The 24,865-nt window shown below is 37.8% G+C and carries 23 protein-coding genes; 8 read left to right on the top strand and 15 right to left on the bottom strand.

Going from position 1 to position 24,865, the window contains the following annotated elements; translation table 11 throughout:
* Nucleotides 1-41 precede the first annotated feature (41 nt).
* The 11 genes from HNR69_RS03265 to asnA all read right to left on the bottom strand — a co-directional run bounded on the left by HNR69_RS03265 (nucleotide 42) and on the right by asnA (nucleotide 11,961).
* On the bottom strand, nucleotides 42-1,199 hold the full coding sequence (locus HNR69_RS03265; RefSeq protein WP_012341438.1) for a calcium:cation antiporter: 1,158 nt from the start codon (nucleotides 1,197-1,199) through the stop codon (nucleotides 42-44).
* Between the two features lie 498 nt (nucleotides 1,200-1,697).
* Nucleotides 1,698-5,603: an N-6 DNA methylase gene (locus tag HNR69_RS03260; RefSeq protein ID WP_147590560.1), complete on the bottom strand. Its 3,906-nt coding sequence runs from the start codon at nucleotides 5,601-5,603 to the stop codon at nucleotides 1,698-1,700.
* 3 nt (nucleotides 5,604-5,606) lie between these two features.
* Entirely contained in the window at nucleotides 5,607-6,497 is an 891-nt protein-coding gene (locus tag HNR69_RS03255) for a COG2958 family protein (protein WP_075294405.1), read from the bottom strand.
* A gap of 262 nt (nucleotides 6,498-6,759) precedes the next feature.
* On the bottom strand, nucleotides 6,760-7,947 hold the full coding sequence (locus HNR69_RS03250) for a M20 metallopeptidase family protein (protein WP_075294406.1): 1,188 nt from the start codon (nucleotides 7,945-7,947) through the stop codon (nucleotides 6,760-6,762).
* A 24-nt stretch (nucleotides 7,948-7,971) separates the two neighbouring features.
* Nucleotides 7,972-8,100: a hypothetical protein gene (locus HNR69_RS09535; RefSeq protein ID WP_260156612.1), complete on the bottom strand. Its 129-nt coding sequence runs from the start codon at nucleotides 8,098-8,100 to the stop codon at nucleotides 7,972-7,974.
* A 379-nt stretch (nucleotides 8,101-8,479) separates the two neighbouring features.
* Nucleotides 8,480-8,929, bottom strand: coding sequence for a 50S ribosomal protein L9 (rplI, locus tag HNR69_RS03245; RefSeq protein ID WP_011609589.1), 450 nt, complete (start codon nucleotides 8,927-8,929; stop codon nucleotides 8,480-8,482).
* An 18-nt stretch (nucleotides 8,930-8,947) separates the two neighbouring features.
* Entirely contained in the window at nucleotides 8,948-9,175 is a 228-nt protein-coding gene (rpsR, locus tag HNR69_RS03240) for a 30S ribosomal protein S18 (protein ID WP_005759927.1), read from the bottom strand.
* A gap of 12 nt (nucleotides 9,176-9,187) precedes the next feature.
* Nucleotides 9,188-9,514 carry a primosomal replication protein N gene (gene priB, locus HNR69_RS03235; protein ID WP_075294407.1) on the bottom strand — a complete coding sequence of 109 codons (327 nt, stop codon included), beginning with the start codon at nucleotides 9,512-9,514 and terminating at the stop codon, nucleotides 9,188-9,190.
* Nucleotides 9,501-9,878: a 30S ribosomal protein S6 gene (gene rpsF, locus HNR69_RS03230; protein ID WP_011609591.1), complete on the bottom strand. Its 378-nt coding sequence runs from the start codon at nucleotides 9,876-9,878 to the stop codon at nucleotides 9,501-9,503. The genes priB and rpsF overlap by 14 nt, the downstream gene beginning before the upstream one ends.
* Before the next feature lie 251 nt (nucleotides 9,879-10,129).
* Entirely contained in the window at nucleotides 10,130-10,852 is a 723-nt protein-coding gene (locus HNR69_RS03225; protein WP_075294408.1) for an MgtC/SapB family protein, read from the bottom strand.
* Between the two features lie 116 nt (nucleotides 10,853-10,968).
* Entirely contained in the window at nucleotides 10,969-11,961 is a 993-nt protein-coding gene (asnA, locus tag HNR69_RS03220) for an aspartate--ammonia ligase (protein WP_075294409.1), read from the bottom strand.
* A 183-nt stretch (nucleotides 11,962-12,144) separates the two neighbouring features.
* On the opposite strand from asnA, the gene asnC reads away from it, so the two are divergent.
* Nucleotides 12,145-12,597 carry a transcriptional regulator AsnC gene (asnC, locus tag HNR69_RS03215; RefSeq protein WP_011609594.1) on the top strand — a complete coding sequence of 151 codons (453 nt, stop codon included), beginning with the start codon at nucleotides 12,145-12,147 and terminating at the stop codon, nucleotides 12,595-12,597.
* A gap of 54 nt (nucleotides 12,598-12,651) precedes the next feature.
* On the opposite strand, the gene HNR69_RS03210 is transcribed toward asnC, so the two are convergent.
* The 4 genes from HNR69_RS03210 to HNR69_RS03195 all read right to left on the bottom strand — a co-directional run bounded on the left by HNR69_RS03210 (nucleotide 12,652) and on the right by HNR69_RS03195 (nucleotide 16,989).
* Nucleotides 12,652-13,509: a divergent polysaccharide deacetylase family protein gene (locus HNR69_RS03210; protein ID WP_041604337.1), complete on the bottom strand. Its 858-nt coding sequence runs from the start codon at nucleotides 13,507-13,509 to the stop codon at nucleotides 12,652-12,654.
* Nucleotide 13,510: 1 nt separating this feature from the next.
* Nucleotides 13,511-14,743: a murein hydrolase activator EnvC gene (envC, locus tag HNR69_RS03205; protein WP_075294410.1), complete on the bottom strand. Its 1,233-nt coding sequence runs from the start codon at nucleotides 14,741-14,743 to the stop codon at nucleotides 13,511-13,513.
* Between the two features lie 91 nt (nucleotides 14,744-14,834).
* Nucleotides 14,835-16,166, bottom strand: coding sequence for a 30S ribosomal protein S12 methylthiotransferase RimO (gene rimO, locus HNR69_RS03200; RefSeq protein WP_075294411.1), 1,332 nt, complete (start codon nucleotides 16,164-16,166; stop codon nucleotides 14,835-14,837).
* A gap of 139 nt (nucleotides 16,167-16,305) precedes the next feature.
* Nucleotides 16,306-16,989 (bottom strand): 2,3-diphosphoglycerate-dependent phosphoglycerate mutase, encoded by a 684-nt coding sequence (locus tag HNR69_RS03195; RefSeq protein WP_011609598.1) that lies wholly within the window; start codon nucleotides 16,987-16,989, stop codon nucleotides 16,306-16,308.
* Nucleotides 16,990-17,224: 235 nt separating this feature from the next.
* On the opposite strand from HNR69_RS03195, the gene HNR69_RS03190 reads away from it, so the two are divergent.
* The 7 genes from HNR69_RS03190 (at nucleotide 17,225) to HNR69_RS03160 (ending at nucleotide 24,624) form a co-directional block, all read left to right on the top strand.
* Nucleotides 17,225-17,977: a DeoR/GlpR family DNA-binding transcription regulator gene (locus HNR69_RS03190; protein ID WP_075294412.1), complete on the top strand. Its 753-nt coding sequence runs from the start codon at nucleotides 17,225-17,227 to the stop codon at nucleotides 17,975-17,977.
* 255 nt (nucleotides 17,978-18,232) lie between these two features.
* Nucleotides 18,233-19,528, top strand: a complete 1,296-nt coding sequence (fucP, locus tag HNR69_RS03185) for an L-fucose:H+ symporter permease (protein WP_075294413.1) — start codon at nucleotides 18,233-18,235, stop codon at nucleotides 19,526-19,528.
* A 195-nt stretch (nucleotides 19,529-19,723) separates the two neighbouring features.
* Nucleotides 19,724-21,490 (top strand): L-fucose isomerase, encoded by a 1,767-nt coding sequence (gene fucI, locus HNR69_RS03180; protein WP_075294414.1) that lies wholly within the window; start codon nucleotides 19,724-19,726, stop codon nucleotides 21,488-21,490.
* A gap of 81 nt (nucleotides 21,491-21,571) precedes the next feature.
* Nucleotides 21,572-23,029: an L-fuculokinase gene (gene fucK, locus HNR69_RS03175; protein ID WP_075294415.1), complete on the top strand. Its 1,458-nt coding sequence runs from the start codon at nucleotides 21,572-21,574 to the stop codon at nucleotides 23,027-23,029.
* Nucleotides 23,023-23,457 carry an L-fucose mutarotase gene (fucU, locus tag HNR69_RS03170; protein ID WP_012341412.1) on the top strand — a complete coding sequence of 145 codons (435 nt, stop codon included), beginning with the start codon at nucleotides 23,023-23,025 and terminating at the stop codon, nucleotides 23,455-23,457. The genes fucK and fucU overlap by 7 nt, the downstream gene beginning before the upstream one ends.
* A 13-nt stretch (nucleotides 23,458-23,470) precedes the next feature.
* Complete coding sequence (fucA, locus tag HNR69_RS03165) at nucleotides 23,471-24,118, top strand: L-fuculose-phosphate aldolase (protein WP_012341411.1); 648 nt, start codon at nucleotides 23,471-23,473, stop codon at nucleotides 24,116-24,118.
* A 221-nt stretch (nucleotides 24,119-24,339) separates the two neighbouring features.
* Nucleotides 24,340-24,624: a hypothetical protein gene (locus HNR69_RS03160; RefSeq protein WP_075294416.1), complete on the top strand. Its 285-nt coding sequence runs from the start codon at nucleotides 24,340-24,342 to the stop codon at nucleotides 24,622-24,624.
* Nucleotides 24,625-24,865: the final 241 nt, after the last annotated feature.

Raw genomic sequence — 24,865 nt, 5'->3', positions numbered from 1 at the left:
TTTCTCTTCGTACTTACTGATGTAAATCATTCATTTCAAAATCAAGGAATGATGGAAAAGAAAATAAAAGTTGCCAACATTACCAAATGAATAACTCCCAACAAAAAGTTGCTACGTCCTGTGCTTAAAGTATTCATTGTCAATAAAAGTGTAATAATCAGCATCAAACTTTCTTTGGCTGTTAAACCAAACACAATAGGCTGACCGGAGATAACAGAAATAATCGCAATCACAGGCACAGTTAAAGCGATAGACGCTAATGCCGAACCCAAACCAAGATTCAGACTGTTTTGCAACTGGTTATTATAGGCAGCCTTAATTGAAGCAATTGATTCCGGCAACAATACCAAACCGGCAACGATAATCCCCAACATTATTTTAGGCAACCCGAAACTAACTAGTGCAGACTCAATAGTAGGCGATAGCATTTTAGCCAGTCCTACCACAGAAACTAAACTTATCAATAAAAACACAATACTCACACCAATTGTTAACCAATTGTCGTTGTGATGGCTTTCATTTTCATCCTCATCAACAAAATAATTACGATGGCGAATAGTTTGCGTAAAAATGAAAGAGCCGTAAAGTACCAAACAGCACATTGCCACAAACAACAGCTGTGAATTGACCATTCCACCACCCTCGGCAGAAAGCGTAAAATTAGGCAATACAAAAACAATTAATGAAATTGCCAGTAAAACACTGACAGCAGCCTTAATACCGTGCAAGCTAAATAATTGGACATAATTTTTCATACCGCCTATCAGCAGCCCGATACCCACGATCCCATTACAAATCAACATTAATGCCGCATAAACTGTATCTCTTGCCAACACCAAAGAATTTTCCTGCGTGCTGTTACTCATCAGGATCACAATTAATGCCACTTCAATAACGGTTACCGCTATTGCAAGCACCAACGTACCAAACGGCTCCCCCACCTTATGAGCAATCACTTCAGCATAATGCACTGCAGCAAATACCGAACCGATAAGCAAAACCGTAGTAACAGTATTAATCAACCAGCCTGTTGGGTAAGTCAGCAAATGAAATGCCAATACTAATAATGCAAATAAAGGCAACAACAATGTCCATACAGGTAAATTAAGGGAAAATTTACTGTCCAACCAAAGTTTTTTGACTTCATTGATTTTAATCGTTTCAGTACAATTGTTTTGTTCCTGGTAGGATGGTTCCATTATAGATACTCCAAAAAAAACTCATATACAGATTACAACAACACACAAAAACAAGACATAAAATAATCGCCGTTACCAACGGATAGGCATATTAAATAACAATACATAAATTAAATCAAATTATCGCTTCATTATTTCACATTCAAAAACAAAAAAAACGATAGCATTGATATGTAACCATTTGATTCAATAAACGGCATTGCAAATAGCGATTTTTTCATTTAAAAAATCACATATTTTGTCTTCATGAAAAGTTTTTTACCAATCAACGAAATGATTTTTATCGCTAAAAAACACCGCACTTTCAGGAAGAAATGGGGTAGGGTTGCCGTTTTTTTCTTAATTTGACCAGTTCGGCAATTTCTGCTTGCGTTAGCCACAATTACCCGCCCAATTCGTATAACAAAAATTGGGCTTGAATGTCTGTGGTCGTGTAAAGAATTAAGTCGTTTTCGGATATTTACCTGCCTTTATTTTTCAGGTTGTCTGAAAGTTACATCACTGCAAATACTGCACCAAAATTGCCTGTTTTTGAGCGGGCAAAGATTGGATTTTTTGCTCGCAAGTGGCGATTTGGGCTTCGTATTGCGCGATTTGGGCGAGGATTTCAGTTTGTTTCTCAATACTTGGCACGGGAACTGGCAAACTTTCATAAAACCCGATTGGTACACGGCGATGACCGCTAGCCCCAGTCATATGTTGTTCTGCTGATTGACGAATTTCATTCCGATTTAAAAAATGGAATAAAAAAGCATTATTCAATGTTGGTGATTGGGAGCGGATAACATGAAATTCTGAGCTACCCATGCCAATGTGATTGCTCAATTCTGTTGCTAATGCACATTTACCGTTTTCCATGCAAGGCGTTATTTTGGCAATAATGATGTCATTTTCTTGGAAATAGGTGTAGCTGCTTTTACGCAATTCGCCCAATGGACGGTTAATTTTTTGTTGAATGTAACCATCATTGCTGACCGATGCCATTTCCACAAAAGAAACAATCAAGTCATCAGGCAAATCCCTCAAAATATTTTTTGAAGGATTTGTTTTGCATAAATCTTTGATTTTAAACAGTTTTACCCCCCTCGATGAATTTTGTGCCAGCACTTCTAAATCGCTGAATATTTGGGCAATTTTGGCACGATAGGTTTCAATCGCCATGCGGCTGGTTTCGTATTCTTGGTCAATTTTTTGGCATTCGGCAATGATTTGTTGCTGAATATCCAATGGTGGCAATGGGATTTTAATTTCGCCAATAGAACTAGATAAGTTTTTAATATTGTTACCATTACTTAATTGACGAACTTGATTTCTCATTTCTTCCAAATTCAAAATATTGAACAAATAAGCAGGATGAATGTTTTCTAAACAACGTAAAATACCCATAAAGCCACCAGCATAATAATTGGTATCCGCAGGAATTAAACACAATTTGCCAACGTGTTTTTTACTGCCACTTGAAAAACAGATAAAAATATCATTGGCTTTCAAACGTTTTTCATCATCAAGCTCTTTATTTTCCAATAAATAAATTTGCTTACTCACATTGAGCCTGCCGTCTAATGAAATATTATCGGCAGGCAAAATGATGTTAGATGTTGGCGTTTGCACTTGCTCATTTTTAGCATACGTTACGCCACGAACAATATGTGCTAAATCTTTAAGTTTAACCAAAGTGAATTTACTGGATATTTCCACTTTCTCCACCAATGCCGTCTGAATGGCTTTATCAAACACCGTGCGCGAAAAATCCAGCATTTCATGCAAAGGACGCAAGCTGGCAAATGGGCGCAAATCTTCGCTGATTTCAGGCTGCGTTTGCGTGCAGGCGGCCTGAAAATTTTGGCGGATTAAGTGATTGAGTTTGCTAGAGTCATGCAAATCATTCGGATTGAAAAGTGGCGTGTGCATTTTGAAAATGCCTTGATTGCGGTTGGGGTTTTCTTCGTTTTCCGCTTCGCTACTGCCGATGTATTTGATGCCTTCGCTGCCTTTGCGTGTGCTCCATTCATAGCCCAAGAATTTTTTCGCTTCTTTGTTGTCGGCGGGGCTTTTGATGATGAGTACAGGCTGCGGATTGGCATAAGCCAATAAAAAATAATGCAATTTGTCTTTTTCCATTTCACGCGCAAACGCCCACGCACTTTGTTCAAACAAATCTGCTTTTTCCGTATCGGAAAGTGCTTTGTAATCGCGTTTGGCTTGACGTTGTTTCCAATCAGTGCTTTGGCGATAAGTTTCGCGGTAATCGGCGAAAATACCGCTTTCAGGCAGCCTGAAAGTCAAAAAGTCTTGATAATCTTGCCAATTTAAACCGCAATGTTGGCAATATTGCTGCAATAAATGTGCGTCTTGGAACAATTCATCGGCGGACTTGTCATTGCTAAACCAAAAATCCACGCGGTTTTGGTAATGTGCGGACAAGCTGGGTGCGTCTGATTTGCGACGCAAAAACAGGGTTACGGTATTGGTGCCTGTTTTGCCGAATGTGCCTGAACCAAATTCGGCAATCGCCACAATATCAAAGTGTTGCAATAAAATTTCGCGTGCTTTGATGTAAATGTTGCCATTGCTCAACACAGAAGACGGCAAAATAATCGCCGCCACGCCATTTTGTTGGAGCAATTGTGCGGTGCGTTCAATGAAAAAAGTTTCAATGGAATTAAAGGTATCGGTTTTATCCACATGTTTGTAAAGCGAAAAAGATTTGCACTCATCGTCTGAAAGCGTGTCCAAAAAACCTTTCACGCTGTACGGCGGATTGGCGACCAGCACCGAAAACGCACCATTTTCCACTTTCACTTTATCGTTGTGTGCAGTCAAACCATCGCCATAGACAATCTGAATGCCGTCTTGCCCATACATAAACGCGGAAACTTTCGCCACTTTGGAGAGGCGGTATTCTTTTTCAATGCCGACGATGGCTTGATAATAAGGTGCGGTGTCCGCTTGTTTAAATGCTTGAACCAATGGGCGAATTTGGCTGGCGTATTCATTCAAGAAATGCCCCGCACCGCAAGCATAGTCAATCATTTTCGGCGGTGCATCGCTGCCTGAAATCAAATCTGCCAAAGGCAAAGACGACACCAAAAAACGCACAATCGGCAAAGGCGTGAAAAATTGCCCTTCCGACTGCTTCACGCCTTGGTCTAGGAAACCTTCAAACAAATCGCCCAAAAATTGATTTTCGCCGCCATTGTCGGTTTTTAGGCGAATGTCCTGTAGCATCTGTACCACTTCTTTCAAAATTGCACCGTTTTGGAAAAACAGTTTTTTATTATGTACGTCCAAAAAGGCGAAATCGTTGTTGGTGTAATATTTGATTTCGGTGAATTTGTCCAAAATGGTTTTCTTGGTTTCGTCTTTTTTGTTTTTGAATAAGATAAAGGCGGCTTCAATTTCTTCTTTGGTAACGTGGGTAATTTCTTCGCCCAAAAATTCGTCCATGCCTTTTTTGTAAAGTGCTTGCAGGCGGTCTTGCAGGTCAAAATAATTATCTTGTGCCGCGCCTTTCCAATAAACTTTTAATTCATTTGGGTTTTCGCTTTCGTCTTTGATTTTGGCGAGAAACAAATTCACCAATTTATCAAACGCATTTTCGCGCCCCGAAACATTGTGTTGGCGCATAATGGTGGCGAATTGGTGGTATTTTTTCTGAATGCTGGTGTTATCCACCACTTTCAAATCGCTGGCTGAAAAGGGGCGTGTGCCGATATTAAATGGCGCAGATTCAAATAATTGATGTTCTGTTGCGTCCAGTTGGTAAGTGTTTTTCCAAACTTCAAAGAAATCGCTTTTGCTGCCACTTTCTGCGTGAATTTGCTCATAACCAATCAATTTTTCATCGCTTTTTAAATATTCGGTGTTGTCTTTCATAGAAACAAGGCGGTAGCTGTGTTCTACGTTTTCGCCATTCCAGTCAGAAGCATACAAGCATAAATATTGTGCTTTGCGGTAGCTGTTGAAATAATTGAACAATTGACCACCGTCTTTTTGCATTTTGCGCCATGCTTTTTCAAATTCGCTGTTGCTGTTGCTGTTGTCGGTGGTTTTGCATTCAATCAACATATAGGGCGTGTGGTCGTTATCGCGCAATAAAATATCGCAATAAAAACTGGTGTCTTCGCGTCCGCCTGTCATTTTCGGCTCTAAAACGATTTGATTGGGCGTGTAACTCGTTTGCAATAAGTGGCACACGCATTCCAACACCACGAAATTTTCAGGCTGGCTGAAATTGAGCGTGGTGTCGCGTTCGGCGGTTAAACCATTGGGATAATGGATTTTTTCTGCTTTGAAATCCACGCTTAATTCATATTGCCCATGAAAAACTTTGCGGTAGATTTGATTCTGTTCGGTAAAACCGAGATGGTTTAATAATTCGGGAAGGTTGTGTTTGGTAATCATGTTTTATTTATTCCAACTCTCTTTAACAATTTTGCCTGTTTTATAATAAATGGCAACGTATTCAATAAATTTGTTAAAATCCGTATTTTGTTCCACAATGCGATTAGCAGATTGCCAATCTATTTCGGTTTTGCGTTTGGCAGGCAATAAAATTTCGCTTTCGTTTAAATCGTCTAAATTCAAAATTATCACACCAATGCCGTGTAATGCCGACAAAATCCGCAATTCTTCCTCGGTGTGTTCACCAACAATGGCGGTGGTCACCAAATAGCCTTCATTTGCCCAACTGGAATTGCTGACCGCTTGGAAAAAACTTTCACGCACATTTCCACCGTTTAATTCGCATTTTACTTCAAACGACCACAATACCACATTTTTCCCTGAACCCAATTTAGCACAATCTTGAATATCTTGTGTCCATTGTTTATCCAAGGCTTGCATAGCGACAATATCAGGGTGTAGCCATTGATTACCTTTGTGGCCACGATTGTTTTTAGAGCGTTTTTCATCAATCCGTAAACAGTACAAGTTCAATTCTTGTGATAAAAATTGCATGAGTTGAGGATACAAATCGTGTTCTGAAAACGTTTGATGTTTCAGGCCGCCTGAAATCTCGGTATCCGATGAATTTTCATACCAAAATAGGCGCGGACGTGGCTTATCCTGTATTTGAATTTCGGGGCAATTTTTTAAAATAGCATCTTTCTGCGAACCAATTTCCGCCACAATTTGCTGCATAAAGGCTTTTGGATTGGCAAATTTGGCTTTTTTATGCTGATAATCAGCAGAATATTGAGCGGTAATTGCTTCGGCAATTTTGCGAGCCGTGAATTTTTGTTGTGGATTTTGCCGTAAAAAAGTGACTACTTTAGCGGCTTGACTGAGTGTTTTCATGGCTATTTTATTTCCATAAATTTTTAGATTAACTAAAATATCAATGAGTTAAAATCGGAACAAGTCTATATTGATGTAATAATTGCTACAACTTTTTTCTGTTTATGCAAAAAAACCGCTTGGGTTAATTTTTTAAATGGCAAGGGATCCCAAAGCGGATATTGACGGAAAACTTTGAATGAAATATTTTTAATTCAAAAACAAAAAAGCCAATGGGATTGATATTTCAATACACACCACACTGGCTCATTGAGTCACCCCCTTAACGATGACTTGCTAACCAGTTCACCGCAGCTTGTGCCATAGTTGCAGGGCCGATAATCAATGCCTCTTCATTGAAGACCACCTTAGGGTGGTGTACCGCATAGACATTGCCGTCCGCATCCGGTTGCGGGCAAGACACAAAGAAATAGCAGGATTCAGGCAATTGACTGGCGATATGGGCATAGTCTTCGGAAGCTAAAAGAGGATCAATATATTTCACCGTATATTCCGGGCCCAAGGCTTCTTCGGCAGAAGCTTTGACCAACTCAGACATGGTAGGCGTATTGACCAACGCAGGCACATTCGCTACTTCCTCATAGACTGTCTCGGCTCTGAATGCCTTACCGATATGCTCGACAATTTCAGGCAATCGTTTTGCCATGTGTTTAGCCGAATCATCGTATAACGAGCGGGAAGTTCCTTCCAAATACGCATTAGGAGGCACAATATTGATTGCCCCGCCCGGTGCACTGATCGATCCTATGGATAAAGAAGCCCCTTTGCTGGAAGGCAACTCACGTGCCAAAATACCATTGGCACCGTTAATAATTTGCGAAGCCACAAACACAGGATCGACACCGTTATAAGGCATCGCACCGTGTGCCCCTTTGCCCTTAATCTCGATTTTAAAATTCAATGCAGATGCCAATGCAGCTTCTTTATTTATCAAAATCCCTGGTTTTTCACCATTAGGCCACATATGGAGTGCTAGACCAGCATCCGGTTTTGGGTTTTCCAACACCCCTTTTTCGATCATCAACTTGCCACCATTCAGCGTTTCTTCGGCAGGTTGGAATAAAAATTTGATTTGCCCTTGCAACTTATCTTCATCTTCTTTGAGCATGATCAGGGCAACCAATAAACTTGTCGCATGAATATCATGACCGCACAAATGTGCACATTGATTTTTGGCGGCAAATTCCAAATTCGCTTCTTCGACCATCGGCAAGCCGTCCATATCCGCACGCAACAACAACGTCTTACCCTTGCTCGGATCGCCCAACGTCCCCACTAGAGCATAGGCATCGTCCAATTGACGATACTGAATATTATGTTCATCCAATTTTTTCTTAATCAACGCCATGGTATCGGGCAACTCAAAACCCACTTCAGGGTGTTGATGGATTTGTCTTCTCACTGCTTTTGCTTCATCAAAAAGCTCTCTTGCACGTTCTAAATAGGACATCGCAAATTCCTCACTCAAAATATATTATATCAAAGCATGCACCATGCACCATGCACCATGCACCATGCACCATGCACCATGCACCATGCACCATGCACCGCACTTATTGTAGCACCATATATATCGGATTAATATTACTTTTGATTTACTCATCAATAATCTCCTTTAGTAAAAGAAGATTGACAGATTATACCCAAAAAAGAAACGGCACACCGTATCGGATTATTTAGATTTTAAAATATCCCATACACAACAGCAGAGATTACAATAAGCCCATGATCATTACAGGAATTATCGGAGATTACTATTTCTCAAAGAGTTAGTAAGAAAACAGTGCGTTATTATAATTGAATTAAAGCTACTAAGGTTGTCAAAGGATAAAGGATAAAAAATAGAAATGAATAATGTTATGTTAGAAAAATACGTGGATTAATGTATGAGTTAAAGAATTTAGCTATAAGATTACTTGGGGCAACAAAGATATAAAAAAACCCAACATAAAAGTTGGGTTCTGTCATTATAATTTTAATGATTACTCTGCAACAATAACAACATTTAATGTTGCAAATACTTCGCCGTGTAATTGGAAACGGACTTGGTGTTCGCCGGTTGTGCGAAGTGGTCCTGTTGAAAGGCGAACTTCACTTTTAGCGATTTCAACACCTGCCGCAGTTACTGCTTCAGCCACATCACGTGCGGTGATAGAACCGAATAAACGACCTTCATCACCGGCTTTAGATGTAATAGTAACAGTTGCCAATTCTGCTAACTGATTAGCACGAGCTTGTGCTGTAGCTAGAACTTCTGCTGCTTTACGTTCTAATTCAGCACGACGACTTTCAAAATATTCAATATTAGCTTGAGTTGCCATAACTGCTTTACCTTGTGGAATTAAGAAGTTACGAGCAAAACCTGCTTTAACGCTAACTTGATCACCTACGTTACCGAGATGAGCAATTTTATCTAAAAGAATTACTTGCATTACCGTATTCTCCTTAAATTACTGATGATTGTCAGTGTATGGAAGTAACGCTAAATAGCGAGCACGTTTGATAGCACGAGCTAATTGACGTTGATACTTCGCACGAGTACCGGTAATACGGCTTGGAACAATTTTGCCGCTCTCTGTGATATAGTTCTTCAATGTAGCAATATCTTTATAGTCGATTTCTACTACATTTTCCGCTGTAAAACGGCAGAACTTACGACGACGGAAATAACGTGCCATTTGGCTAGTCTCCTACTCTATAAATTCGATTTGCTCGGCATGCAATATTAATTGATTTAAACCATTTGAACTTCTATGCGAAGTAACAAAACCTACAACTAATAATTGCTGACCGACCGTAATGCTTTGAGTTTTCTCTATTAATTGATTGCCACTAATTTGGATGGCTATTTTACACCATGCTTGACGGGTAAAACCTGCTTCTTTCTTATTTGAACGATGTTCCAAATAGAAAAGGCAATGATCAATTCCATTTGGGCTCTTGTTTCGTTTTGGAAAATCAGCAACTTTGCCAATTAACGAAAAACGATTATCAACCTCTAAATTACTCTTCAGCATCCTCAAAATCGTTGTTTTCAACTTCAGTTAAAGGCTTACGCTCTTCACGTGCTTTAACCATTGGGGACGCTTCTGTTACGGCGTGCTTAGTACGAATAATTACGTTACGAAGAACTGCGTCGTTGTAACGGAAAGTTGTTTCTAGCTCGTCGATGACTTCTTGAGGCGCTTCTACATTCATTAGCACATAATGTGCTTTGTGTAATTTATTGATTGGGTACGCTAATTGGCGACGACCCCAATCTTCTAAGCGATGAATTTGACCGCCGGCTTCTTTGATAGAAGAAGTATAACGTTCAATCATGCCGGGTACTTGTTCGCTTTGGTCCGGATGAACCATAAATACGATTTCGTAGTGACGCATTACTGCTCCTTACGGGTTAATCAGCCTCCGATTATAAGACCAGCCACCAATCTTGCGGAAGCAAGGAACGAAAATTAACTATGGCTGTAAGGTTGGCGATTATACAGAGATTAAAAATAAAGCTCAAGTGAAAAGGATAAAATTTTTAAGGAGATATTCCCTTTGATCATAAAAAATCTGCCCCTTAATTTGTTGATGGTGTATGTAGTACAACTTTTGGAGCAAATCAATTAAATATCTGGATTTTTCTTTTAATTAGCCAAATCAATACTGACAACGCCTTCTTCATCTTTTAGTAACAAATAAACGCCTTGTACTTTCGATTTATCTGTGATTAATCCTCTAATGGTTAAACGTACTTCTCCATTTTGTAAATCTTTGACAGATAAACTATCAATTCGGTAATTATTATTAATTAAAATATCCGTAACTTTACTGATGATCAATGGTGAACTAAGTTGAATATAAATTTTAGTTTTACGTGTTCTACGTGTACTGCGACGGATAATTTGTTGTAACGTCGGACCTACCCGAACTGCGATTAAAATCATAAATGTAGCAACTGAAGCATCAAAAAAGAAGCCGGCTCCAGCAACAATACCAATACCAGCAGCTGCCCAAATAATAGCAGCAGTTGTCAATCCTGAAATAGCATCGTTACTTTTACGTAAAATTACCCCCGCACCTAAAAAACCGATGCCGCTAATGACCTGTGCAGCTAAACGCATTGGATCAGTTCGAATATTTTCTGAAACTTGTGCATAATGTTCCGCAGCTTTAATTGAAACAATCGTTAGAATACAAGTTGTAACCGAAATAATTACGCAAGTTTTTACTCCAACCGGTTTATGTTTCAATTCTCGCTCTAAGCCAATTGCTCCACCCAATAGCATAGCAACAGACATTTTTATTAAAATGATAAAATCGGGAGATTGCAAAACTTGTTCAAATAAAGAAGAAAATGAGCTATACATAAACTAGATTTCGTTAAAAATAGGTGAATGGGTATTCTATCAAGAACATTTTGGCTTTGATATAAAAAAGTGCGGTATTTTTACCGCACTTTTTCAATATAATATTCAAAAGCACGCTACAGAATGTTTTCAAACTGTTCTGTAACAACTTTTGGCCAAACACTTGATTGCACTTCGCCAATATGTTTTTTCTGTAAAAGCAACATCGCCAAGCGAGATTGACCAATCCCACCACCAATAGAAAGCGGTAAACGTCCGTTGACAAGATCTTGATGCCAGTCAAATTGCAACCGATCTTCATCACCGGTTAATGCCAGTTGTTTACGTAATGCGGTTTCATCTACACGAATGCCCATAGAAGATACTTCAAATGCACGCTCCAATACAGGATTCCAAACAAGAATATCACCATTCAAACCTAAATACTCACCTTCAGACGGTGTTGTCCAGTCATCATAATCAGGTGCACGCTTATCATGTGGTTTGCCATCTGATAATACTCCCCCAATTCCTATTAAGAATACTGCACCATATTCTTTGCAAATCGCATTTTCACGTTGTTTATCGTTCAATTCAGGATAACGTTGAACAAGTTCCTCACTGTGTATAAAAGTAATCTCTCTAGGTAAAAATTTACTCAACCCAAATTTTTGGTGTACTGCTTCTTCCGTTTCCAAAATAGCTTGATAAATTGAACGTACAGTTTCTTTTAAATAAGCAAGGTTGCGACGTCCCGTTGGAATAACTTTTTCCCAATCCCATTGATCAACATAAACAGAGTGGGTTTGATCCAGACTATCTTCATCGGGACGTAATGCTTTCATATGTACAAATAAGCCTTCATTCTCTGCAAAGTTAAAACGAGCTAATGTATGACGTTTCCATTTTGCCAATGAATGCACCACTTCAAATTTGGCATCAGTGATCTGTTTCACATTTACTTGAACCGCTTTCTCTGTACCTGAAAGATTATCTTGAATACCATTTCCCACTTGACTTAAGATAGGTCCTTGCACTTCAATGATGCCTAAATGTTCGATTAATTTTTCTGTAAAAGTGTTTTTAGCAAAACTAATTTCTTGTTGTTGTAAAATAAATGATTTTTTCATGACATACATCCTAATAATTAATAACGAGTAATTGAATATTAAATTCACGTTAAGTATTATTTAATAAAATATACCACTAATTCAATACCATTTATTTATTTTTTTATTAATATTGAATTTATATTAAAAATAGCATAATATTTTTATATATTTTCTAATTCTAAACAATAAGGAAAAATAAATATGCCAAATTTAGACCAATTAGATCAACAAATCTTACGAGTATTAATCAAAGATGCACGTACACCTTATGCAGAAATGGCGAAAAATTTCGGTGTCAGTCCTGGCACTATCCATGTGCGAGTAGAAAAAATGCGTCAATCCGGCATCATTCAAGGCACAAAAATCCGCATTGATGAACGTAAATTAGGTTATGATGTATGTTGCTTTATCGGTATTATTTTAAAAAGTGCGAAAGACTACGACAAAGTTATCAAACAATTAGAGAATATCAATGAAGTCGTTGAAGCGTACTATACGACCGGTAACTATTCTATCTTTATTAAAGTAATGACCCATACTATTGCTGAGCTTCATTCAGTTCTTGCGACAAAAATTCAACTAATCGATGAAATTCAATCCACAGAAACGTTGATTTCTATGCAAAATCCCATTTTACGGGACATTCGCCCTTGACTTCCAACCTCTGAAAATCCTTCAGAGGTTTATTCTTTAATCATGTATTTTCTGTTATATATCGGTCGGTACTCCTCTTAACAAAGGAATAGTTTGAAATGGTGCTTGCGATGTCGGTGCGGGTATATCATTAAACAGATAAATAAAAGGTTTCTGAGGAATTATCTTCTCATTACGCCACAAACTGCCAATACCCACTAATTGAATATCTTTTGGTAATTGTTTTATCCCCATTTGCAAAACTGCAATCGTATTTTTTCTCGGATGTCCAATCACAATAGCCGTTCCCCGTTTACGAGCATATTGAATGGCTGCATTCCATTGGCGTTGAACATCACTAAGTTTATCACTATCATCAAGAAAAATATGACGTTCCAAAGTGGGTATACCAAACTCTCTCGCTATTTTCCCCGCAACTGATCGCCCAATGGTTCGGCTATCAAGAAAGAATAAATCTTGTTGCAAAAGTGCGGTCATTAATTTGTTCATTAAATCTTTATCCGCTGTCGCCGCACTTCCCATGTGATTATTCATACCTATAGCATTGGGTAAAATACTTTTGGCATTTCTTACTCGATGATAAACTTCCGGTTGCGACATACCTAATTTTATTCCACCGTCTTCAATTTTTTGCAGATTAAGCGGTTGCATAGGCAAATGAATTAAAATATCTCTATCTTGTTGTTTTGCCTGTTGATCACGTTGCTTGGCATGAGGTGCGGAAGGAATAATGGCAACAGAAACTTCTTTTGGCAGAGAATAAATCTGATTATCTTCCTTAAGACGATATCCAATATCATCAATTACAATCGCCAGTTTATGTTGAGCATAAATAAAAGACGATACAATGCTCAGGATTAGCCCCATAAGACTGATTTTAACCGCACTTTTAATACATATATTTCTTCTCATTTTATTTTACCCAACCCATCGGGTTAACGGGTATCCCTTTACGACGAATCTCAAAATAAAGTGCCGGAAGTGCATAACTCCCCGTATCACCAACCTCAGCAATTTTTTGTCCGGCTTTCACAAATTGTCCTTCTTCAACCATAGCAGATTGATTGTAACCGTACAGGGTGAGATCATACTCTCCATGTTTAACGATTACCATTAAACCATAACCTGCAAGACGACTGACTAAAATAACCCGTCCATCTGTAATTACTTTTACCGGAGAACCTTTTACCGCAGAAATTACCATACCCTTCCATTTCAATTCTCCCATTTGACTTGTACCGAAACCTTGTACAACTTTACCCTGTACAGGAAAAGAATACTGTTTTTTTGCAACACCTAAACCTTTTTTACTTGCCATAAGTTGCTTTTCTTGTGCTGTCGGTTTATAAGGTTTTCGGTTTTTCCTTTCTTCCGACTCTTTTTTCCGTGCCAATGCTGCCCGCTCTCGCTGTTCCTTCTCTTTAGTAATTTTCTCCGCTCGCTGAATTTGTTGACGCAAAGTAATTTCATTTGCCTTTAATTGCTCCAACTTATTTTGATCTTTTACTAAATTTTGATTCAGCTGTTCAAGCATTAATTGTTGCTCACGCTGTAATTTTTGTAGTTCTTGTCGTTGTTGTTTTTGTGTTGTCAGCTGATTTTGCTGATTTTTTCTTTTTCCTTGAATAAGGGCTTTTTCATTCTCCAGCTGTTCTTGAGTTTGTTGGATTTCATTAATCAACTTTAAACGAGTTTGATTCATCTGACGATAATAAATCTGCATACGTTCAGATTTTTGTGCCTCTTGAGAAAACAACTTTTCAACTGCGGAAGAATTAATCTCAGCTCGGTACATTTTATCTATTTGCTCTGCAAGCAGTTTTTTTTGACTTTTGAGCTGCATTTCCAAGCGTTTTATCTGTTTATCTGTTGTATTGATAAGTTGTTGTGTTTCTTTCAAATTTTCTTCTGTTTGACGTAATTTATCTTCCGCTTGACTAATTTTATTTTCTTGGTTTTTTAATACGTTTTGTAATTCATTTTGTTCATTTTTTTGTTGTGCAATTTTTTGTTCTTGTAACTTAATTTTTTCTTGGAGGCGAGTAAGTTCATTGGCACGAGCAACAAACGAAAAAAGCAAATAAACTACATAAAAAAGTGCGGTAAGTTTTAATCTATTTTTGAATTTTTGTCGTAAAAATAACATGATACATATCCTGGAAATTGAATTTTATAATATATCACTGCTTCTGAGGGAGAATAAATATTCCGGTAATTCACCCCGCACTTAACGGCACTTAAATCTCTCCCCATAAATCATATTCATCTGCGTTGGTAATAGTTACATTAATAATTTGTCCGAGTTTTACTTCCACTTTTGAAAAATTATCTACGTAAACAACGCCATCAATTTCCGGTGCATCTGCCATCGTACGACCAATAATGCCTTCTTCGTCAATCTCATCAATAATGACAGGTAATGTTCTACCAATTTTTTGCCGTAAACGTTCAGCGGAAATTTTTTGTTGCAACTGCATAAAACGGTGAAACCGTTCCTCTTTGATTTCTTCCGGTATTTGATCTTCCATATCGGTGGCGACCGCACCTTCAACAGGACTGAATTTAAAACAACCAACACGATCAAGTTGTGCTTCTTGCAAGAAATCCAATAATAACTGGAAATCTTCCTCCGTTTCTCCCGGAAAACCAACAATAAAGGTAGAACGCAAAGTTAAATCAGGACAAATTTCACGCCATTTTTTGATACGCTCTAAAGTACGTTCAATTGAACCCGGGCGTTTCATCATCTTTAAAATTTTAGGACTGGCATGTTGTAAGGGGATATCCAAATAAGGCAAGATTTTACCTTCTGCCATCAATGGAATGAGATTGTCTACGTGCGGATAAGGATAAACATAATGCAACCGCACCCACGCACCGAGCGAACCTAATTTTTCACATAAAGTAATCAGATCATTTTTAATCGGCATCCCATTCCAGAATACCGTTTTACTGGCATTTTCTTTCTTCTTATCCAAGGCATAAGCAGAGGTATCTTGAGATACTACCAAAATCTCTTTCACACCAGCATCTACAAGGCGTTTGGCTTCATCGAGTATATGCACAATGGAGCGGCTATCTAAATCACCTCGCATAGAAGGGATGATACAAAAAGTACAACGATGATCACAACCTTCCGAAATTTTTAAATAAGCATAATGTTTTGGCGTCAGTTTTATCCCTTGTTTCGGCACAAGACTAGTATAAGGACTGTATTCAGGTTTAGGTACATATTTATGCACATGTTTCATCACGGCTTCATAGCTATGCGGACCTGTGATCTCCAGCACCTGCGGATGAATTTCACGAATTTGGTTCTCTTTCGCCCCTAAACAACCAGTTACAATCACTTTACCGTTATTCTCTAAAGCTTCTCCGATAGATTCCAATGATTCCTGCACCGCACTATCAATAAAGCCACAGGTATTGACAATAACTAAATCCGCCCCTTCATAACTGGAAATAATATTATAACCATCAGAACGTAACTCTGTCAGAATACGCTCAGAATCAACTAAATTTTTGGGGCAACCAAGGCTGATAAAGCCAATATTTGGGGATGAACTCATAGAATATCTCAATAAACACAAAATCTGCCGATTGTACAGAAATTAAAGAGGAATTGCGACAAGATAAAATCAAATCAATGTAAAAAGTGATACAAAAAGGCTGAGATACCCTCAGCCATTGATTAGGTATATAAAGAAATTATAGATAGAATTTCTCAACAAAATTTAACTGTTCATCCAGTTTTAACACTAACGGCTGACCAGTTGGAATTTCAAAAGCCATAATTTCTTCATCAGAAATACCGATAATGTGTTTTGCTAATGCACGTAAAGAGTTACCGTGTGCAGTGACAAGTACACGTTTACCGGAAAGAAGTGCGGGTGCAATTTGATCTTCCCAGAATGGCAGAACACGTTCAAGAGTGATTTTTAAGTTCTCAGCATTTGGCACAACGTCTTTAGGTAAAAGAGCATAACGGCGGTCGTTATGTGCAGAATTCGGATCTTGCGGATCTAAATCCGGTGGAGAAACATCATAAGAACGACGCCAAATGTGAACTTGTTCATCACCATACTGTTCAGCAGTTGCTTTTTTATCCAACCCTTGTAAAGCACCGTAATGACGCTCATTTAAACGCCAGTGCTTCACTTGAGGAATCCATAATTGGTTAGATTCTTCTAACACGATATTGCAGGTTTTAATTGCCCGAGTTAAAACTGAGGTAAATGCAATATCAAATTCATAACCAGCTTCAAGTAATTTTTTACCTGCTGCTTTAGCTTCTTCAATACCACGTTCTGTTAAATTCACATCACGCCAGCCGGTAAACAAGTTTTTGGCATTCCACTCACTAAAACCATGGCGAATAAATACTAACTCCATAAAATATCTCCTAAGTATTAAGTAAAAAACTGCCGACTTTATAGCAAAAAATGAGTATATTTTAAAGTGAAAAGTCAGCTTTTCCTGATCTGACGCAATTCTTCTTGAACATATTAACACTACCAATGACAGTAAAATAAATTTAAGGCAAAGTGCGGTAATTTTTCAACAGTTGATCTTACTATCGTTTAGCGTGTAATCTTTCGTAACCATCTTGACTGCTTGGAGAAAAGAAATGTCATCAAGAGAAACATTGATTTTGCAATTAATAAATTCATCCGGAAAAGTGAATGTAAATGATTTAGCTAAACAATTTGACGTATCTGTGGAAACTATTCGAAGAGATCTAACCGATCTGGATAAGAGAGGGTTAATTCATCGTGTACATGGAGGTGCTGTCAGTCGTAAAGCGAAAGATGTCGGGAGTTCTTTTCAAAGCCGACAACGCTTTAATTGCGATAAAAAACGTGCCATAGCCGCTTCCGCCATTGAATATATGTTTGAAGGTATTGTACTTGGTTTGGATGCCAGTTCAACCAGCTGGCATTTTGCACAAATGATCCCCGATATTCCTTGCACAGTAGTGACCAATTCTATGCATAACATTACCGCACTTGTTAATAAACCTAATATTAAAACCATTGCAACGGGTGGCGTTTATTCAGTGAAATATGATGCTTTTTATGGACCGTTATCCGAACAATTATTACAACGTTTACATATTGATATTGGGATTTTCTCTTGCACCGGCATTGATAGTAGCGGTGGAGTTTGGGAATCAAATGAGCTTAATGCCTCAATTAAACGTAAATTAATGGATGCTTGTGAACAGAAATTTCTCTTATTAGACAGTTCTAAGTTTGAACGTAGAAATTTGATTCGTTTAACAGATTTATCACAAATAGATATTTTATTTACAGACCAAGTTCCAAATCCAACTTTGACATCATACTGCCAAAAATCTGATGTTTTAATCACTATTGTTTAAAGCCTCTTTATCCAAACAAAATAATGCCCGATTTACAAAAGAATTGATTTAATTCGGGCATTATCTTTTAATTTTTTTTAGCGTTTTTTGTGATGAATTTCACAGAAATTTAACTACTTTCATAAATTTCTTATTGTCTTTCTATTTTTCCTTTCTAATAGTTTTAACATTCTTTCAAAAAATGATGCAAAGCACGCAGCATAATTTTACGAGAATGTAATCCTTGAAACTACTCTCATAATTAAGGAAAGAAAAATGACAGCTAAAACTCTTGAAAAGCAATTTATTGCACCTTTTATATTAATTACCAGTTTGTTTGCTTTGTGGGGATTTGCAAATGATATTACGAATCCAATGGTAGCCGTTTTCCAAACTGTTATGGAAATTCCAGCATCAGAAGCTGCTCTTGTTCAATTTGCCTTTTATGGAGGCTATGGAACAATGGCAATTCCAGCCGCACTTTTTGTCAGCCGATTTAATTATAAATCCGGTGTCTTATTAGGTTTAGCCCTTTATGCAGTTGGTGCATTCTTATTCTATCCGGCAGCTTTGTATGAAGAATTTACTTTTTTCTTACTATCACTTTATATTCTGACTTTTGGGTTAGCTTTTTTAGAAACCACAGCCAACCCATATATTCTTTCGATGGGAGATCCGCAAACCGCAACCCGCCGTTTAAATTTAGCACAATCTTTTAACCCGTTGGGTTCGATTACAGGTATGTTTGTGGCATCACAAGTAGTATTAACCAGCCTAGAATCTGAAAAACGTGATGCAATGGGAAATCTAATTTTTAATACCTTATCTACCGCAGAAAAAGCGACTATACGCACCCATGATTTAGAAATTATTCGTAATCCTTATTTAGCTGTTGGAGGTGTTGTTTTAATCATCATGTTAGTCATTAGTTTATACAAAATGCCTACTACAAAAATGGAAGAGCTAGGGGGGGGGGGAAGAATTGCATTCAAAGACGCATTTTCTCGCCTAATCCAAAATGCAAAGTATCGTGAAGGTGTAATTGCTCAGGTTTTCTATGTAGGTGTTCAAATTATGTGCTGGACCTTTATTATCCAATATGCCGAACGCTTAGGTTTTACTAAATCTGAAGCACAAAATTTTAATATTATTGCAATGATAATTTTTGTTGCCAGTCGCTTTATCAGCACCAGTATTATGAAATACTTAAAAGCTGAGTTGATGTTATGCCTATTTGGTATCGGCGGTTTCTTAAGCATTGTAGGCGTAATTTTTATCGATGGAGAATTAGGATTATATTGCTTAATTTTAACCTCAGGTTTTATGTCTCTTATGTTCCCAACAATCTACGGTATTGCCTTATACGGTTTAAAAGAAGAGGCAAGTCTTGGTGCCGCAGGTCTGGTTATGGCAATCGTAGGCGGTGCATTAATGCCACCTTTACAAGGCATGATCATTGATAAAGGTGAAATTTTTAATTTGCCTGCTGTGAACATTTCTTTTGTTCTGCCATTAATCTGCTTTATTCCAATTACTATTTATGGCTATAGAAGTTGGAAGGTATTGAAATAATTCGAAGCCTGATTTGATCGTTTTGCCCGAAAAATCATGAATCATTTAAAAATCGGGCAAATAAAAACAAGAAATTTAACCCAAAAAAGGATTTTTTTGTGATTTATCTCACGAAAATTTTACAAATTACACAAAAAACTATGTTCTGTTGTTTTTTGTGAAAAAATAAACTTAATCATCAAGAAGGAATAAAAAATGACACATTTAAAATCAACACCGGTAAAAATCGGTATCCGTCCAACTATTGATGGACGTCGTATGGGCGTTCGTGAATCTTTAGAAGATCAAACCATGAATATGGCAAAAGCGGTGGCTCAATTAATTGAAACGGAAGTGCGGCACACAAATGGGCAATTTGTGAAATGTGTAATTGCGGACACCACGATTGGTGGTGTCGCTGAAGCTGCTGCATGTGCTGAAAAATTCAAACGTGAAAATGTCGGTGCAGTCATCACTGTAACCCCTTGCTGGTGCTATGGTTCTGAAACAATCGATATGGATCCCCATATGCCAAAAGCAATTTGGGGCTTTAACGGTACAGAACGTCCCGGTGCGGTGTATTTGGCAGCGGCTCTTGCCGGACATAACCAAATGGGGCTACCTGCATTCTCTATTTACGGTACTGAAGTTCAAGAAGCATCTGATACAACAATTCCAACAGATGTTAAAGAGAAATTACTGCGTTTTGCTCGTGCCGGTCTCGCAGTTGCGACTTTACGTGGTAAATCTTACTTATCTATAGGTTCAGTTTCTATGGGTATTGCCGGTTCTATCGTTAATCAAGCATTCTTTCAAGAATATTTGGATATGCGTAATGAATATGTAGATATGACCGAAATTAAACGCCGTTTAGATCGCAAAATCTATGATGAAAAAGAAGTTAAATTAGCGATGGAATGGGTCACTCAATACTGTAAAGAAGGTATTGATGTAAATGCTAAAGAAAATCAGCGTAGTTCGGAAGAACGAGCAAAACTTTGGGAAAATGTTGTCAAAATGACGATTATTTGTCGAGATCTAATGGTTGGTAATCCTCGTTTAGCTGAACTTGGTTATGTAGAAGAATCAATGGGACATAATGCGATTGGTGCTGGTTTCCAAGGTCAACGCCATTGGACAGATCATCTACCGAACGGCGACTTTATGGAAGCAATATTGAATTCAACTTATGACTGGAACGGTGTACGTCCTCCTTATATTTTAGCCACAGAAAATGATTCATTAAATGGCGTTAACATGTTATTCGGCAATTTGCTAACCGCTCAGGCTCAAATTTTTGCTGATGTACGTACCTATTGGAGTGAAGATTCTGTTGAGCGTGTAACAGGTTGGCGTCCTGAAAGTGGATTTATTCATTTACTCAATTCCGGCTCTGCCGCTTTGGATGGTACGGGACAACATACAGATCCAAACGGAACATCAGTCATTAAACCGGTATGGGAAGTAACAGAAGAAGATGGAAAGCGTTGCTTAGAAAATACTCGTTGGTGTCCGGCGGTACACGAATATTTCAGAGGAGGCGGTTTATCGTCACAATTTTTAACTAAAGGCGGGATGCCATTTACCATACATAGAATTAACTTAGTCAAAGGTATTGGGCCTGTTTTACAAATCGCCGAAGGATGGTCTATTGCTTTACCAGAAAACGTGCATGATATTTTAAATAAACGTACTGATCAAACATGGCCAACTACTTGGTTTGTTCCACGTTTAACGGGTACAGGAGCATTTACTGACGCTTATTCTGTCATGGCAAATTGGGGGGCAAACCATTGCGTTGCAACTTATGGACATGTTGGTGCTGATTTGATCACTCTTGCTTCCATGCTACGTATTCCAGTCTGTATGCACAATGTCGAAGAAAAAGACATTTTCCGTCCAAGTGCTTGGAGTGCATTTGGTCAAGATAAAGAAGGTCAAGATTACCGTGCTTGTGCAAACTTTGGTCCTTTATATCGTTAATTTATGAAATCCAAGGGGAGGGGGAAGGACTAAATTTCCCCTCTTAATTAAGCAATAAGCTCATGATTTTATGGAGTTATTATGGCAATTGCATTGATTTTTGATTGTGGTGCAACAAATTTACGTACCATTGCAATAAATGAAGCAGGTAAAATCGTTGCATCACATCATACACCTAATCACACTCAACCTGATCCTGAAAACTCTCTTTATCATATTTGGGACATCGAAGAAATCTACCAAAAACTTATTTTTTGTGCAGAAAAAACAATTGTGAATCTACGCCAAAAACAAATTGATTTAGCTGAAATTAAAGGGATTGGTATTACTACCTTTGGTGTAGATGGTGCTCCTTTTTCGAAAAATAGGAAGCAAATTTTTCCAATAATTTCTTGGAAATGTCCCCGCACTTTGCCTGTCATGGAGAAACTTCATCAATACCTTGATGTAAAAAAGCTCTATCAGCGTAATGGTATTGGACAATATAGTTTCAATACATTGTTCAAATTATTGTGGTTGAAAGAAAATAAACCGGATATTTTTGCCGAGATGGATAAGTGGGTATTCATTTCATCTATATTAACTCAACGTTTGACAGGTCAATTTAGTACAGATCGTACTATGGCAGGTACATCAATGATGACAAATATAGAAAATGACTCTTGGGATAAAGAGGTTTTAGATTTTCTAGGTTTGAATGAACAACATTTCCCACCGATGAAAAGAGCGGGTGAAAAAATAGGTAATTTATTACCTGAGGTAGCAAAATATTTAGGTTTATCAACACATATCCCAGTACTTTCCTGTGGACATGACACTCAATTTGCTATTTTCGGTTCCGGTGCCGGATATAACCAACCTGTTTTGAGTTCAGGCACTTGGGAAATTTTAATGGTAAGAACACAGCAAGCTCAAGCACAATGGCAATATGTCAGAGATGGTTTAACCATAGAATTTGATAGTCTGCCTGGTGCTTTTAATCCGGGAGTGCAATGGGTTAGTTCGGGTGTGATTGAATGGTTGGGCAAACAATTCTTTTCCGATGTAACCAAAGAGCAATATTATCAAACTATGATCGCAGAGGGCGAAACAGTACCTGCCGGTTCCAATGGCGTGAAGCTCGTAGGAAATTTTGACGGCAAAATGGAACAAACAGGTGAAATCAAAGGTTTATCAATGCATACGAAACGTGGCGAAATTTATCGTGCAGGTTTGGAATACATGGCTTACCGTCTAAAAGCAGGCTTGAATGTATTACAAAAAGTGGGAAATTTTAGTGCGGATCGTTTGATTGTGGTTGGCGGTGGATCTAAAAATAAACTTTGGAACCAAATTCGTGCTGATGTCTTAGGTTGCCCTATTGATGTTATTGATATAGCAGAGAGTACAGTATTGGGTGCAGCTATGTTTACTTTAACCGGTGCGGGCGTTTTTGCAAACGTCGAAGAGGCACAGCAAAAAATGAAGCCGACATTCCGACGAATTGAGCCTTCAACAGATATGGAATTTTATAAAAAACTTCAGGAGGATATATGTTAAAAGGGATTCATCCGGCAATTTCACCGGATTTGTTGAAAATTTTAGCAGAAATGGGACATGGAGATGAGTTAGTTTTATCTGATGCTCATTTTCCAGCTCATCAATTGCATCATAAAGTTGTTCGTGCTGACGGTATTAGTATCAATTCTTTACTGACAGGTATTACCCCTTTATTTGAGTTTGATACTTATACTGAGGCACCGTTAATTATGATGCAAGCAGTGGAAGGGGATAGTTTGGATCCCGCTGTGGAGCAAAGCTATCTTCAAACAATTAAAAGTGCGGTAGGTAATGTGCCTAAATTAGCAAGAATGGATCGTTTTGCTTTTTATGAGCGAGCAAAACAGGCTTATGCAGTAGTTATTACCGGTGAAACTGCAAAATACGGCAATATTATTATTAAAAAAGGTGTTACACCTGTGAAATAGAAGGACAATAAAAATGGATAGATCACTACTTTCAAAAAAAATTATCTTCACCTGTTTAGAAATGACAAGACTTGGTTTAAACCAAGGAACTGCGGGTAACGTCAGTGTCAGATATAAAGACGGTATGTTAATTACTCCTACAGGCATGCCATATGAATTGCTGACTGAAAACAACATTGTTTATGTAGATAAACATGGCAAACATGAAGAAGGCAAATTCCCCTCCAGTGAATGGCATTTCCATCTAGCTGTGTATGAAGCACGTCCTGATGTTGATGCAGTTGTACATAATCATTCAATCAATTGTGCAGCTGTCTCTATTTTAGAAAAACCCATTCCTCCTTTTCATTACATGATTGCCGTAGGCGGTGCTGATCATATTCCTTGTGTTCCTTATGCAACTTTTGGTACACATGAATTAGCTGAGCATGTAAAACAAGGTATTAAAAAATGTAAAGCAATTTTATTAGCACATCACGGTTTAATTGCTGCAGAGAAAAATCTTGATAAAGCACTATGGCTTGCTCATGAAGTTGAAGTCTTGGCACAATGGTACATGAAACTTTTAGCGACAGGTTTAGAAATCCCATTGTTAACTCCAAAAGAAATGGAGATTGTATTAGAGAAATTTAAATCTTATGGATTACGAATTGAAAAATAATTTGTAACAAACGAAGCAAATATTGCTTATATGTTTTCGATATCGGCATGAATGTTAATTAAACACGAGATACAACTTAGTTTCAATTACATCATGCCTACATTTTTATGGAGAAAAAGTAAAACTATATGTTTTGTCATTTCTCTGAACATTCTTGTAAAAATTGAGTATAATAAAATCGTCTTAAAATTTGAAATTAAGGTTATTTTTAGGAGAAAAATATGCGTTTTTGTTTAATCGGTTTGTGTATATTATTAACAAGTTGCGTTGTACCGACATCAACAAAAGATCAAACAGCCATTCCAGTTCCAATTTTCATCGGTGTTTCGGAACAAACTGATTTTGATGCTATTCATGTTTGTACATTAAAACCATTTACTCAAGAATATCGCAGTGAGCATAGCAACAGAGGCCGAGCTAAACTTAATGTACAAAGACAGTGTCAAGCACAGCATAGTGAGATGTTTTGTGAAGAAAAAGATATTGTTTGCCGGACGTATGAATAAGGCAAACGATAAATAAATTACCTAAAAAAAGAGCGGTAGAAAAAAAACAATTTTCCTACCGCACCTCTTCACGCTGCTTCATTACCCTACTTTTTATAACTACCTTGTTATCACCTTATTACTTTTTTCTCCCATTTTCCTCTTCCCTCTTCCCCGCCTTATCCCAAATAACAAAAAACCCTGAGTGTCTCCACTCAGGGTCATATCATAAAAAACTTGGCGGTGCCCTACTCTCACATGG

Origin of the sequence: Histophilus somni (genome assembly GCF_014202395.1) — a bacterium.
Classification (GTDB): domain Bacteria; phylum Pseudomonadota; class Gammaproteobacteria; order Enterobacterales; family Pasteurellaceae; genus Histophilus; species Histophilus somni.
The sequence above is the reverse complement of the archived record's forward strand: the minus strand, read 5'-3'. Positions and strand labels throughout refer to the sequence as shown.

Bases quoted from the DNA above. Each gene is read 5' to 3' on its own strand.
- HNR69_RS03210 (WP_041604337.1), bottom strand. From the start codon at position 13,509: ATGAGAAGAAATATATGTATTAAAAGTGCGGTTAAAATCAGTCTTATG.
- fucP (WP_075294413.1), top strand. From the start codon at position 18,233: ATGACAGCTAAAACTCTTGAAAAGCAATTTATTGCACCTTTTATATTA.
- HNR69_RS03225 (WP_075294408.1), bottom strand. From the start codon at position 10,852: ATGTATAGCTCATTTTCTTCTTTATTTGAACAAGTTTTGCAATCTCCC.
- HNR69_RS03160 (WP_075294416.1), top strand. From the start codon at position 24,340: ATGCGTTTTTGTTTAATCGGTTTGTGTATATTATTAACAAGTTGCGTT.
- fucU (WP_012341412.1), top strand. From the start codon at position 23,023: ATGTTAAAAGGGATTCATCCGGCAATTTCACCGGATTTGTTGAAAATT.
- rimO (WP_075294411.1), bottom strand. From the start codon at position 16,166: ATGAGTTCATCCCCAAATATTGGCTTTATCAGCCTTGGTTGCCCCAAA.
- HNR69_RS03260 (WP_147590560.1), bottom strand. From the start codon at position 5,603: ATGATTACCAAACACAACCTTCCCGAATTATTAAACCATCTCGGTTTT.
- fucK (WP_075294415.1), top strand. From the start codon at position 21,572: ATGGCAATTGCATTGATTTTTGATTGTGGTGCAACAAATTTACGTACC.
- HNR69_RS03250 (WP_075294406.1), bottom strand. From the start codon at position 7,947: ATGTCCTATTTAGAACGTGCAAGAGAGCTTTTTGATGAAGCAAAAGCA.
- HNR69_RS03195 (WP_011609598.1), bottom strand. From the start codon at position 16,989: ATGGAGTTAGTATTTATTCGCCATGGTTTTAGTGAGTGGAATGCCAAA.
- envC (WP_075294410.1), bottom strand. From the start codon at position 14,743: ATGTTATTTTTACGACAAAAATTCAAAAATAGATTAAAACTTACCGCA.
- asnA (WP_075294409.1), bottom strand. From the start codon at position 11,961: ATGAAAAAATCATTTATTTTACAACAACAAGAAATTAGTTTTGCTAAA.
- HNR69_RS03255 (WP_075294405.1), bottom strand. From the start codon at position 6,497: ATGAAAACACTCAGTCAAGCCGCTAAAGTAGTCACTTTTTTACGGCAA.
- fucI (WP_075294414.1), top strand. From the start codon at position 19,724: ATGACACATTTAAAATCAACACCGGTAAAAATCGGTATCCGTCCAACT.
- fucA (WP_012341411.1), top strand. From the start codon at position 23,471: ATGGATAGATCACTACTTTCAAAAAAAATTATCTTCACCTGTTTAGAA.
- rpsF (WP_011609591.1), bottom strand. From the start codon at position 9,878: ATGCGTCACTACGAAATCGTATTTATGGTTCATCCGGACCAAAGCGAA.
- priB (WP_075294407.1), bottom strand. From the start codon at position 9,514: ATGCTGAAGAGTAATTTAGAGGTTGATAATCGTTTTTCGTTAATTGGC.
- rplI (WP_011609589.1), bottom strand. From the start codon at position 8,929: ATGCAAGTAATTCTTTTAGATAAAATTGCTCATCTCGGTAACGTAGGT.
- rpsR (WP_005759927.1), bottom strand. From the start codon at position 9,175: ATGGCACGTTATTTCCGTCGTCGTAAGTTCTGCCGTTTTACAGCGGAA.
- asnC (WP_011609594.1), top strand. From the start codon at position 12,145: ATGCCAAATTTAGACCAATTAGATCAACAAATCTTACGAGTATTAATC.
- HNR69_RS03190 (WP_075294412.1), top strand. From the start codon at position 17,225: ATGTCATCAAGAGAAACATTGATTTTGCAATTAATAAATTCATCCGGA.
- HNR69_RS09535 (WP_260156612.1), bottom strand. From the start codon at position 8,100: ATGAGTAAATCAAAAGTAATATTAATCCGATATATATGGTGCTACAAT.
- HNR69_RS03265 (WP_012341438.1), bottom strand. From the start codon at position 1,199: ATGGAACCATCCTACCAGGAACAAAACAATTGTACTGAAACGATTAAA.